5 protein-coding genes are annotated in these 13573 nt (G+C 59.4%); all 5 read right to left on the bottom strand.

Annotated elements, in window-relative coordinates; translation table 11 throughout:
- Positions 1–154 precede the first annotated feature (154 nt).
- A complete protein-coding gene (locus LPB142_RS15490) occupies positions 155–2797 on the bottom strand; it encodes a DEAD/DEAH box helicase (RefSeq protein ID WP_071166907.1) in 2643 nt (880 codons plus the stop codon).
- Positions 2784–10190, bottom strand: a complete 7407-nt coding sequence (locus LPB142_RS15495) for a sacsin N-terminal ATP-binding-like domain-containing protein (RefSeq protein ID WP_071166908.1) — start codon at positions 10188–10190, stop codon at positions 2784–2786. The genes LPB142_RS15490 and LPB142_RS15495 overlap by 14 nt, the downstream gene beginning before the upstream one ends.
- Positions 10191–10465: 275 nt before the next feature.
- Positions 10466–11230 carry an IS21-like element helper ATPase IstB gene (gene istB, locus LPB142_RS15500; RefSeq protein WP_071165181.1) on the bottom strand — a complete coding sequence of 255 codons (765 nt, stop codon included), beginning with the start codon at positions 11228–11230 and terminating at the stop codon, positions 10466–10468.
- Positions 11227–12714: an IS21 family transposase gene (gene istA, locus LPB142_RS15505; protein ID WP_071165182.1), complete on the bottom strand. Its 1488-nt coding sequence runs from the start codon at positions 12712–12714 to the stop codon at positions 11227–11229. Before istA ends, istB begins: the two co-directional genes overlap by 4 nt.
- A 131-nt stretch (positions 12715–12845) precedes the next feature.
- Positions 12846–13466 carry a restriction endonuclease gene (locus LPB142_RS15510; protein ID WP_198037841.1) on the bottom strand — a complete coding sequence of 207 codons (621 nt, stop codon included), beginning with the start codon at positions 13464–13466 and terminating at the stop codon, positions 12846–12848.
- Positions 13467–13573 lie beyond the last annotated feature (107 nt).

A 13573-nucleotide genomic window follows, 5' to 3' on the forward strand; every position in this document is an offset into this window, starting at 1 on the left:
CAGCCGCGTAAGCCTTTTCGACCTGAAGACCAGCGGTACAATCGGACCCGACCCATGTAAGCCAACGAATTCAACTTGCCCAGACTGGGCGAGCGGTTGGACCTGAAGTCCAGCCTTTTCTTATTCGCAAGAGCACGTTGGACACTTCGTGCATTCATGGTTTGATCGAAGACCCGTCGATCGACTGGGGCTCCGGGAAGAGTGCGATGATGCGTCTGAGCTTGGGACGCCTGAATGGAAGGTCTGAAACCAGGACGGTAGCTGCAAGTTTCTCGCACAACTCATCCAGAGCCGCACACTCCGCAGGGCTGGGTGAATCTTCGGTATTCTCTATGGGCTCCAGCTCATTGAGTCGCATCAGGAGCTCCCAATCGCGGAGCGCCACGGCCATATCGCCGGTGCCGTCGATTCCAACAACGATCCTATGCACTGTAGCGCCAGTGCCAGTGATCTCGTCCTCGACTTGCGCTACAAGAAGTGGCGCTGAAATGCCGCGAGCACGCGACAGGAACACCGGCTGATCCATGCTGTGCGATATTGCGCGATCAAGCAAAGGATGGCCAACGCCAACAAGCCTGGTTAGGGAATGGTCCGAGCGCATAAAGCGATCAAAGGTGAGTGCGTCGTACCTGTCGCGTAGCTCGATGCTCCCTCGCCAAGCCTCAGGTGTAGCGACTGAAAGGCCCTCGTCACCTTTCGTAACACGACGGCCTGCCAGCGCCATGGCGTTGCGGAAGAAGGGTTCCAATGCAGGAAGGTCGAGTTTGGGAATTTCCGCCCCTGCCGACTGAAAATCGTATCGAGCGACATTCCCGAGCATTGCCCGCACTGTTTCAACGGCATCACGCCCGCCAAACTGCTGAGTACTCTGGTCAAACCAGCCTGCAAGGCCACTGCCGCTGCGCATAGAACCTTGTGAATAGATATCATCAAAGAACTGGCTCCCAGCCATCCCGATGACCAGCTGGGAGATGTCCTCTGGATCATCCATTGAAGCGGAAAGGGTTTCCTGAATCCGCGCAAGTTTCTCCTGCAGGAGAGACCATATCCTTGCTTCCACCGTTTCTGGGTTACGCAGCAGGAAGACACTTACCGCACGCTTCTGACCGTAGCGATTCAGCCGGCCAACGCGTTGATGCAATCGCATGGGGTTCCATGGCATGTCGATGTGAACAAGCACGGCACAGCGTTCCTGCAGGTCGATGCCTTCGCCGCCGGCCTCGGTGGAAATCAGAAAACGGGTCCGACCTGCGTTGAAATCTTCAGCAGCAGAGTCGCGTGACAGCACGATTGCCGTTTCAGCGCCTGTGGCGGAGGTGACAACTAGACGCTCGTCACCATTGATGAAGCCAACGCAGCCTTTTCCGAAACGCGCCTCGAGCGCCTCATGAACAAGTGCTTGCGTCGCCTTGTACTCCGTAAACAAGAGCAGCGGCTCACCTTCAGGGAGATCACGTTCGATCAGGTCGAGTAGCGTTGCAATCTTTGTTTCGCGGTCAATCTCGGTCGAGAGAGCCAAAATCTCGTCGAGGCGGGCAATCTCATCCTGCATCAGCAAGACTGCGGTCTCGCTCGGACGGGCTTCTTCGGCCTCAGCGATTTCGTCGAAAGTCTCAGGTTCGCTGATGTCACGAGGCGTTGCATCCAGAAGGGAGTTTGCCAGCATAGCTCGCCTGCGCCGCAAAGCCCGAGTGATTGCAGCAATTGAGCTGGCCGCAAGCTTTTGCAGGGCGATCAGCAAGAGCATCCGGGCGGTCTGCTGGCGGCCGGAAAGACTTGCCGCATAGGCTCGTCCATCGATGATGAATTCGCTCATTGTATGATAGAATTCAGCCTCAGCTTCAGAAAACCCGTAGTCAACGGAGCGGGTTACCACCGGGCGAAACAGCTTGTTCCCGTCGAGATCAGTCACCAGTGCTTTGTTATTTCGGATCATTGCATTCGGCAGTGCCGAAAGCTGCTCCTTCATTTCTTTTTCCGGATCGAAAAGATCGGGCCGCACGAGCTGCATGAGTGCCAGAAAGCCGAAGTCCTTGCCCCTGTGTGGCGTGCCGGTGAACAAGACCAGTGAATCGATCCGACCAGCATCCTGGAGCTCGCGCAGCAAACCGTAGGTCAGAGTAGCTGCCCGCTCCTGCGCCTGGAAGTGATGCGCTTCATCCACGATGACCAAGTCCCACGGCTCGGCTTGCAGCAGGCGTTTGCGGGGCTTCTCCATGCGCAGAGTGTGGAAGGACGCAACTACCTGGTGCGCGGTTTCCCAGAAACTGATACGACCTCGGTCACTGTCCGCAGTAAACTCCTGCAGACGGATATCGAACATCGTTTTCATTCGGGCCCGCCACTGCGGAACCAGCCGTGCTGGCGCAAGAACAAGTACACGCCTCACTCTGCCGGATGCGATCAACGGCTCAAGGATCAGCCCGGCTTCGATCGTCTTGCCAAGCCCGACATCGTCTGCAACCAGCCAGCGAATTGGCCATGCGCGCGTTACTTGTCGGCACACCCAAAGCTGGTGCGGCAGCAATTGGACTCGGGAACGCGAAAACACTCCCCATTGATCGTTCACCGAAGCGATGGCCAATGCCTGCGCTCTGCAGAGAACAGCGCGACTGTCATCCATCTGGCCGCCCAGCAACGCAGTTTCGAGAGATCGCTGAAGGCTGATACTCTCGCGCTCGACTTGATGGATGGCTGTGCCGAACCGGGCCAGCACCGTAGGGCCGAGGTCGGCCACTACAAACCCCTCGCCATGTATGTGATGGCGAACCAGCTGATCCGCTTCAAGCTTCGTCATAGTTCGTCACCATGAGGTCGTCGTCCAGAACGCGGTAATCACTTCCAAGGAAACCATGTCTTGCAGAGATCATTAGCAATTGTTGCTCATGCTGCCCATCGCTGATGATCTGCATTGGCAAATCCAGATCGCCAAAGAAACCTGCGTCGTCAGGGCCGAGGTGATCTTTCACAATGCCGTAGATCTCACGGGTCTGGTCCATGTCCCCGGCCTCCCCCAAGTCAAGGTCAAGCTCGCTGCGACACAATCTGCGGACGCGATCAGAGGCTGCCCAGCCATAGGGATAGAGGCAATTTCGTTCATCCTCACCCCACAGACCGGCGCGCAGGCCTTCCCGGATCAACCAGTTGGCCCCAAGTCCCAGACTCTGCGTCAGCGGTGCGCCTTCAAGTCCCCGCCTTTGCCAGATCGGCGATGCGCTCAGCTTCCACACTTCTTTCAGCGAGATCACCTTCTGAGTTTGTAAAACCTTCGGCAGGTTACGGTAGGCATCGATGTAATCAGGAAGCCAGCGTGCCAGAACGTAAAGGTCAGCCAAAGCCCGACGCCACTGAGGATAATCAATTCGCCAGGCGTCGGCGCGAGCGAAGTCTTCAAGCCTGAGCAGCCATGGGGTGGGGTCGTTAGGCAGTTTCGCCTCGGCCATTTCCTGCCACCAGCCCGTTTGCCTCGCTTTAGTGACAAAGTTGCGATGCGCGCCCTCCGGAGCCCGGCCCAGAGTGCGAAAGATCGCCAGCGCAAAGAACGTGAACCAGTCCTCACGCCGGGATGCAACATCCTGCGCTGCCAGGTTACGCGGGTGGAATCCATGCGGATAGACCCTTGCCTCGTAGGTCATCCGTTCCTTCTGGTGGTTCTCTTGCCACCAGTCGTGAAGCCGTCGAAGAAATGCTTGAGAGTCGGCTGGTTTATGTTCAGCCTCGGGCTGAACCCCACCGGACCAAAGAAGGCGCTGTTCAATGGGGTAGAGGATTCCGAGCAATTCTGGCAGATCTTCGGGAGCAACTGCTTTCGCAAACGGGCATGCGCGGAATTCGTCCGATGTATTTGGGAGCCAACCGGGGCGATCTTCCGCCAACAATTGCCCCAGTTCTCTGCCATGCCTGCCCTTGAGGATGTAAGATAAGACAGCGCACTGCAGGGCTTCGTCACTGGCAAGCTTGGCCCACTGCGCGAGCGCGATTGGTCCGCGCTGAAAGCCGCTTTGGCGCATTGCAAGGCGGTAGAAAGTCAATGCAGCGCCATCATAATCACGATCTGCAAGGTGCTTAGAAGGTGCAAACCCCAGAACGCGCCGTTCCTCCTCATCCCCGTCCGTTGCATTTTGCGGCGGCAAGGCTGCCGTGTGCCACCTCCCGTCACTCATCTTGAACAACAAGGACGATAGAAACTCCAAGAGTTCGCCTTCTTCCTGCTTGTCCAAAGACTTTACCAGATCGTCATCGACAAGCCTCCCAAGACGTTGCGCGAGATCAGGTGCGGCGCGTTTTTCCGCGCCGATCTCGTGGCGTAACAGATCGACCAGCTTGAATGATCTCGGACGATCAAAGCCCAAGCTTTCAATCCGGTCTGCAACCTCCTCTGCTATGGCAGCGCCCCCGATCACACTCATTGCCTGCCAGTCATTCAGCGAGGCGAGCAGTTTACGATCGGCTATCGCCCCCATCATTACGAAGCGGGCTTCATGAGCCCTCAGAAAAGGGCTAAAGGGCATGGGCAGACCCGTGGCCAGTGCAGAACGCTCCGCTATCAGCCTGCCAAAACCGCGATCCTTCCCATGCAGTTGGCTAGCAAGCGGGTCGCCTTGATCTTTGGCGAACAGTCGGTCGAGCGATCGCAAGAAACCTTGTGGGCCACGATCCTCTGACCTGTCCGACAACCCGGCGCGTTCGGCCAAAACAGCCCAATGCTGCGTAACCAGATCATGAAGTTCCACAAGCCGCAGGCCGAGCGTGCGTCCAAACTCGGCAAACATCCCTTGGCGCTCGGTTTCGCTACCAGCCAGGCGACCGCGGCCCGGATCAACCCGAAAGCGTCTCCCGTTCATCAGCCAGCCAACGGAAAGCACCTCTGCAAGCGGCGCCAGCAGCCACAGACGCGGCAAGCCCTCGGGCGCGGCTACTGGTCCCTGCATGTCCAGCGGCAGGAACAGAGTTGTCTCTTCGCCAAGGTCGAGAGCGAGCGCATGACCGAAACCGCGCCCACCGAACGATACCAGCCTGATCCGCTGCGCATCCAGTTCGCAGAACTCGGCAGACCAGTCTCCGGAGGCGTCGATCTCGATATGTCGGACCGATCGGCTCATCGCTGGCAACCACGGCGCCGCCTGCGTGAAATCAGCTAGCGCCCGTCCTACATCCTCGTGACCCTCAGGATCTATCTCAACTTCGATCACCGTTGCAGGCCGCCCATGAGCGCTTCGCCTCACCGACAGCTCACGGCCCTCAGCCCATGCTTCCGGCAGCATACCGCCCTTGATCCGGCAGGACACGAAATGGCTGGCGATCGACACCCGCCTCGAAAGAAGGTGCACACTCTTGAACCCCAGGCCGAAACGGCCAGTCACGTCCTCGCGCTTTTCCGAAAGGTTCATCAACAGCATGTTGAAGAGATCATTGCGCCAGCCCTTCTTTATCCCTTCGTCGACATTCGGGCCTGGGTGGTTGATCAACCGCCCCCAATGGCTGACGGCCAACCGGTCATGGCCATATTCCAGACGAAACCGCCCCTCCGTAGGGACTGGATGCTGATGGGTCGCATCATCAGCGTTCTGGAATAGCTCGAAGAGCACACGGGAAGGATCGTAACCATAATCCTTGATCCGCTGTCGTATCGCGATGAGGAGTTCGTCAGCCTTCTTCGGGGATGCAACCTTTTCCCATAGCTCACGCTTCGCGGCCGGTCGGGCTTCTTCTTGCCTCTTTCCGGCAGGATGGGAATCGATCCTGTCCCTGTAGGCTTTTCGAGCCTCCCAGAGCCCGGACCCATTCTGAGGTCTCAATTCGTCCAGGACCTGCGGCAAGCGATCTTCAAGTTCGGCCCTCGCGGCATCGACTGTGGCCTGATCCAGCCGATCACATTCGTCGGCAAGACGGTCAAGCGCTTCCAGGCAAGCTGCCTGCTCTTTGCGGTAGCCGATGAAGACTTCTGCCAAGGTCAGGCACAGCGTCTTCACATCAGCCGATGTAACCGCCGTCCCGGAGAAAGCCGCGATCTGGAGCGTTCGCGCACCGATAAGCTGCTTATTATGCCAAAAGTTCTTCCAGCCGACATGGACGTTCCCAAGGACGCCCAGAGGTTTGACCTCGCCCGTCGGGAGGTTCGCAATAGTTCCGGTAAGTGTCTCGGTCGAGATTTCAGAAGGTGGCACCGTAAGTGATTGGAATTGCACGAACCGCGAAAGACGCTTGTCTTCAAATTTCTGTCCAAACGTCTCTGGTTGGAAGTGCAGAGCGACCTCACTGTCAATTCTGCTCCAGATGCGGGCTATATCATGTTCGGTCACTGAAAGGCTTTGCCGCGCAACGGCGCGGAAGGGGTCAGTTCGCCCGACCAGCCCGACAAGAAGCAGCAGGAGATCTGATGGCACATGCGGCCGCGCGAATTCTAGGATCGGCTTTAGACTGGTTGCCGATGCCGCCAACAGCTTTTCGGGACTTTGCCCGTCAAGCTCTTTGCCGTTTTCCATTCGACGTTGGTTGCTCGTTTCGCTCTGAGAGGCCGGTGTCGGCAAGTAGCCACTCAGTTCGCGATGCAACAAGTGCGTGGAGACAACCCCTCCGCCAGTGTGGGCGACGGCAGCCGCGTCCACCCATGTATTGGCCTCAGTGCGCACCCGGATAAGCTTGAAGACTGCTTTACGATCAGAATCCTCCCACTGCGCAAGGTACTTGAAGGCTGCCCGATAGACAGACCAGGTGGCAGCGCCCTTCTTAGGGTCGTCAATCAGGCCTTCCAGAGCAGACAGGAATTGCGCTGCGCTCTGGCAATCGCCATGCCTGACGGTGTCAAAGGCCCGCAGGAAATCTTCTGCGGGGCGGTCAGACAGGCGCAGAAGCGCGGCAAGGAGCGGCCAGCCCGGGAGGCCGACGTCCACACCCTGCTTGGCGATGAGCCCCAGCTCAGAGGCGACCTGCGAGCACTCTCCCATTACCGCCACGGGCCGTGCGTCCTCGATCAGCAACATCAGCCGCTCAAAAGAACCAACCTTGTCCGGAATGACCCGACGATTGCGGAGAATTCTCTGGGCATCCGGATCGCACGTTTCAGGCGCCAGTTCGTCAATTGGCAAAAAGGACAGATCGCCTTCCTTCGCCAAAGACTGGCGAGCCGCGTTCAGAATGTCCGGTTCAAGATCCAGAATCTCATCCGGTGCCCAGAGGTCTCCGCGCCGGTCCGTGAGCCACTTCGTCGTATGGATTGCAGGCGGCAGGGAGGAGGCATCTGTTGCAAGCGCCCCAAGAATTTCGTGGGCGAAAGACTGTGGGTTTGATTGACGCAGTGCGAGTTCTATCAGCGATGCGGGAGTCCAAGGCGAGACAAGCCGCTCGATGCGAGCGTCGCTTGGGGCGTGGTTAAGGCGCCGCAGAATTGGCGCATGCCTGGCGAGAGCAGGTGGGACGGGGAAATCTCCACTGACCCACCAGATCTCTGAAGCCGTCAGCTTGTGCCCATCCTTTGAAGGAAAGATCGGCAGGTTTCGCAAGTACTCATCGGGGATGTCGGATCGTAGCAAAGCTAGCACGGTCTCGTCGCGCAAAGGCGGCGAGCGCAGCTTGTCGATGTTTCGGTTGAGAAGCTCTCCTAGCTCGGCCCCATCGACCTGGGCAATCTTGACGTGCTGCAGTTGGTGTCCGTTTAGGCCATTCAGAATTTCACGGTCCACAAGCAGGCTGTCACTTTCGTCGGCGACGAGGTTAGCCGCGAGCTCGGCAACCGGGCCCATGCCATCGGCAAGTGCACATAGCCGGGTATGGTCATCACAGATCTGGCCCACCACCATGCTTCGCATGGCTCGGCGCGCTTCTGGTGCTTCTGTGAAGTGCTTCTGAAGATATCGACCACGCGCGCCAGCTGGGCCGAAGATACCAGACCCGACGATCAGCCCGGCGACGTTCTCTGGCGTAGCATCGGTAAAGCTGAAGGGGTGGCCGATGGCATCAAGCAGGTCAGCCTCGACCTTGCGGATGATCAGGGCCCCTCTCTCCGGTGCCGCTTCGTAAAGCGCTTTTACCAATTGCTGCGCCTGCGGACTGTCCCGAAACAACCGTCGATCCCGTGACGCGGCGACGAGATCGCTCAGGCTGACAAGTGTGGCAAGTCCACTGCCGTTCGTGGCCCGCAGGATATGCAGTCGTCGGCAGGCCGGATCATCGAGGAACGCGGCCAGCTGCCGTCCAAGAAGACGGACAATGCAGAGGGCTGCCGCACCGGCTACCTCATGATCGCCGCCGCTCTCAAGAAGTGGTGCAATCCCGTGCAATAGCGCGGTCGCCTCGGCCGTGCTGATGCTCTGCCGCATCGCCGCATCGGGTAACAGTTCCTCAGACAGGCAAAGCGGACCACCGCGCGCCTCGGCGAGGCTGCGCAGGATGCGGCGCGAGCGACCCGCTGATTTTGGAAGTCCGATGACCTGATCCGGTGGCAGGAATCCAAGAATGGCGCGAAGATGGTCCTCATTGGCGAGGCTCGTGTTTTCCAGCAATCCCTTGCGAAGCAGGCCCAACAGGATCGGCGCGGCAGCCTGTCGCAAGTGGTCATCCTGCCCAACGACGACGTCCAGTAGCTCCGCCAGAGCAACCGCGTTCCCGCCCTGCAAGAACACCCGAGGTGAAAGTTGCTCGAGCAAATCTTCGATCTCGTCAGGATGCCAACCAAGGTCGCGCTCGCTGAGTGCAGCAGGACGCACCACCAGCAAGAGCCCGCGCCCTCGCGCCCAGTCCGTGAGGCCCGGCAGGATGTCTGCACAGGTGAACCGGCCGCGCGAATTGGCGGCCGGCATCCATCTCAGCGAGGCGTCCGCCCGAAGCAGATTCCAGGTCGCCGTGATCTTGCCCTCGGCCTCCTCCAGCACTGGTGCAAGCGCATATTCCGCCGCAATGGCGCTGCGGTGTGTTCGGCCAAAGTCACTGCGCAGGAGCGCTTGCAGCAACCCGGCCAAGTCGTCATCCGAAAGCACGCCTTCCTTAAAGGCATCAAAGATCACCATCGGAACCAGAGGCAAAAGAACCTCGTCCCGCAGCAGAGCATTCCATTCGCTTTGCACCGTAGCCGCGGCGTCACTCGAAGCATCGAAACCCTCGATGAACCGGCGGCCCGAGTCGACGAAGAAATACCCGTGCAGCATCAATCGCACAGAACCCCGATCTGAACGAAGTCTGGCCGCGTTTGCTACTGGCAGGAACACAGCCCAGTCGACCAAGGTTTCCGTTCCGCTAGTTCGATCGGTCAGGACGACTGCGGCATGCACCTCGGCCTTTTCGGGAAGTATCTCCTCGCCAGCCTCGGTGAAGACGGGAGATTGCGGCCAACGCTCTGAGTTCCGAAGAGCATCGAGCTTAACCTGGGCACCGGAAACCTCGCGCCCAACATAGGTTGACGCTGCAGCACCTTGCTCGTTGATCACTCCCTTGAAGCCGATTGCTCGCAGTTCTCCGGCAGGATCAAAGCCGCGCATCCGCTGCGCGTCGGGGGCGCGGCCAAGACCGACGATCTGTTTGGTATCCCGCCATAGCTCGATCCGGTTGAGATGACGCAGCCCTGCCAGGGTCAGATGCAGCTCAGCACGGTTCTCAACAAACCCCGATATCAGTTCCTCGATCTGTGGTCGGTTGTCGATGAAGGTGAGTTTCGGCGCAGGCAGAATGTCGTCGTGCCGCAAAGGAAGCCAGAGCAGCAAGCCTCGATCGATCCCCATACACGCGGTAACAAGCTTGGACAGATCCGTTGGGCCGATCGTGTCCCATGTTTTGGCCTTGGTGTTTTCGATCACCCCCAGACAAGGGTTCACGACTTCGGAGAACGGGATCGTATGCCCGAAGGCATGAACGATGAAGGCATCACAGAGATGAAAAACCGCCTTCTGGCCAAACCCGAAACGGCCAATAGTCCCTGAATCATCACCTTTCGCGCTGTCAGCGAAGGAAAGGATGCCGCGACCGTCCCTCTCGGTAAACGAACCATCGTTTGACACCAGCAAACCGGGCACCCTCAAAAGCGGATTATCCGCCTCCGGCCAACCCTCATGCGCGACAAAACGGATCATTCCGGCTTTCGCGTCTTCGGCGTTCTGAATGAGTTCCTTCAGCACAGGAAACCCCGAGGAGTACCTGTCTTTGAGGTTTGCTTGGATCTGCCGAAAGATGGCGCGCGGCGGGGTGGTCAGATTGGACATGGCTTCCTTGAGTTCCCGGCGGCGGGCAGAATCTTGGGCGGATGATCAACCGAATAGAAGGTCATTAAATCCACAGGAACACGGCAATGTTGCGCTGCTCCAGTGGATCATGTCAACGGCGGAGTAAAATTGGGCCACGGGGCGGCGCAAAATTGGGCCACTTTGGGTTTGCGCGAGACGCGGCTGATGGGCGGCGGCCAGTCAGCCGCGCTCTCCATATAGCTTGCGGGTGACTGGCCGCCTTGGACCGTCAGGTCCAAGTCTGATACTTTGGATCAGGTGTTGTCGCCGGTCTTGCGCGCGCGACTTTGCGCGAGGCGATAGCTTTCGCCGTTCATCTCGAGGATGTTGACGTGGTGGGTCAACCGGTCGAGGAGCGCGCCGGTCAGCCGCTCGGTGCCGAAGGTCTCGGTCCATTCATCGAAGGGCAGATTGCTGGTGATCAGCGTGGCACCGCGCTCGTAGCGCTGGGAGATCATCTCAAAAAGCAGCTCGGCGCCGGTCTTTGACAGGGGCACGAACCCGAGCTCGTCGATGATCAGCAGCTTGACGGCAGCCATCTGCTTCTGGACGCGCAGCAGCCGACGTTCGTCTCGCGCCTCCATCAGCTCGTTGACCAGCGCGGCGGCGGTGGTGAAGCTGACAGACATGCCCTTCTGGCAGGCCGCCAACCCGAGGCCCAAGGCAATGTGGGTCTTGCCGGTTCCGCTGGGGCCAAGGGCGATCACGTTCTCACGCCGTTCGATCCATTCGCAGCGCGCCAGTTCCAGCACCTGCATCTTGTTCAGCTTCGGGATCGCCTTGAAGTCGAAGCTGTCGAGGCTTTTGGTGGCCGGGAACTTCGCAGCCTTGATGCGGCGCTCGACCATCCGCCGCTCGCGGTCAATGAGTTCCAGTTCAACGAGGCGCGACAGGAATTGGACATGGTCCAACCCTTCGGCGGCGCATTGGCGCGCAACCTTCTCGTGTTCCCGCAGGAAGGTGGGCAGCTTCAGCGTCTTCAGATGGTGGGCAAGCAGGATCTTCGGAGCCTCGCTCATTCCGCCGCCTCCGACATCAAGGCCATGTAGCTGGCCGCACGCGTCGTCTCGACGTTCGCCCGCGGCAGGTAGGGGTAGACATCGAGATCAAGCCTTGGGGGGCGCTTCTCGACCTGGCAAAGCACGAGGTGCTTCACGGCGTCAAAGCCGACCGCGCCCAGCTTCAGGGCCTTCTTCACGGCGGCATGCAGGTCATCCATGCCAAAGGTCTCAAGCAGCCGCAGCACCTGCACATACTCGCGGCGCCCCATCTTGAGCATGCGCGCCTCCATCAGGCGGCGCAAAGTCTGGAACTCTTCGGGCAGGTCCCATTCCGCCAGAGGCGCAGCCTGGTCCAAGGCATTGATCTTGCGCTCGATCAGCGGGAGGTAGTGAACCGGGTCGAAGATCATGTCCTCGCGATCGTAACAGCGCGGGTGTCGGGCGATCACCTCCCCGCGACAGCCGATCACGACCTCATCGACATAGCCGCGGATCCAGACATCCTGATGGCCATAGGCGACCGGGACCGAGTAATCGTTGGTGTCATAGCGCACGAGCGACTGCGAGCTGACCCTGCCGCTCGCTTGGTCGCAGGCGTCGAACGGGGCAGTAGGCAATGGGCGCATCGCCGCCAGATCGCGCTGCAGCCTCTCGCCGATCGTCTCCTTGTGACCCCGAAGAATGCGCGTGAGGCGTGCGCAGCACTGCCCTTCAAGGTCGGCGTTGAAGGCGTCCCAACTGGCAAAGTGGGGGATCGGCACCATGTGGTTGCGGCGGGCGTAGCCGACCATCCCCTCGACAGCGCCCTTGTCGTTCCCCTTCCCGGGCCGACCATAGCGATCCCGAAACAGGTAATGCGACTGCAAGCCGCTGAACAGCGTGGCGCGGATGCGCGTGCCATCTGGCTGGATCTTCGAGACCAGGCAGCGGTCGTTATCGTAGAGCACCGACTGCGGCACCCCGCCGAAGAAGGCAAAGGCGCGGACATGCCCGTCTATCCAGGCCTCCGCCGTCGCCGCCGGATAGGCCCGGACGAAATAGGCATCGCTGTGCGGCAGGTCGATGACAAAGAAATGCGCCTTCTGCTCGACACCGGCGATGACGACGACCGCTTCGCCAAAATCGGCCTGAGCATGGCCCGGCGGATGGGCCAGTGGCACGAACATCTCCCGTGTCCGCCGCTCACGCTCACGCACGTAATCCTTGACGATCGTATAGCCGCCGGTGAAGCCATGCTCGGCCTGAAGCCGTTCCCATATCCGCTTGGCCGTATGACGCTGCTTGCGATGCACCGCCTTGTCGGCTTCAAGCCAGGCGTCAATGAACTCGGTGAACCCGTCCAGCTTCGGCCGCCTGATCGGCTTGTCCCGCCGGTAGCCAGGCGGCACCGAGAAGGCCAACATCTTCTCAACCGTCCCGCGCGAAATGTTGAAATGCTTCGCCGCCGCCCGCGCGCTCATGCCCTCGGCACACGCCAAGCGAACCTTCTTGTAAAGTTCCACGGTATAAATCTCCCCACCCTCCCTGCTGCCGCAAGAAGGGAAAAGTGGCAGGATTTTACTCCGCCCGCAGCGAGACGATCCCGCCGCTACCGTGGCCTAATTTTGCACCGCCGTTTCCAGGATCATGCTGCCTATGCAATTTCATTACTGGAAAACTGGCTTTCGTCTTGCAGGGAGTACCTCGACAAGAGGTCAGCATCGACCAACCGGGTGTGCGTCGCCATCAATCCGCCGACCGTGGCATTCGGCAGCACGGCGGTTTCCGGAACGAGCAGGTAGGACCACTGCTTAATGCCAGCGCCATCACCATTCGCACGGTTGGCGATGTGGCACCACAAAGCGGCGGCATCAGCCTTCCTGATCACCTGCGCATTCGTCATTTCTGACGCTCGCTTCGTTTCAATGATGAGTTTCTCGGTCCTGGTCTCGACGACGAAGTCGGGCTGATATGGGGCGTTGTCTTCGTCGTAGATCCTGAACTGGTTCGGCCCCGGCTTCATCCAGAGCTGCACGGAGGGGTCCTGCTCTAGAATGACCGCCATCCTGCGCTCAGGGTCGGAGTCGAACTTTGCCATGTTGTAACAGGACTTCTCGAAGCCAACGAAAATGAAGCGCTTCATGTCGCTAAGGCGTTCAGGCGGACTGCGGAAATCGCGCATCGCGTCTTTTCCGCTGCCATCGAACGTCTGCGGCTTCAGCTGATCGAAGGCCGAGACCCGCGTGACGCGGTAGGTGGTCTGCTCCCGCCACATGTGGAGCTTCATCTGGGCGACGAGGGCTTCTGCGATCTGGCGTGCATGGCCCTGAAGGATCGACCGGACCTGCTCGTTGGAAACGGCGGTGCAAAATTAGGCCACGG

This window comes from Rhodobacter xanthinilyticus (assembly GCF_001856665.1).
Classification (GTDB): domain Bacteria; phylum Pseudomonadota; class Alphaproteobacteria; order Rhodobacterales; family Rhodobacteraceae; genus Rhodobacter; species Rhodobacter xanthinilyticus.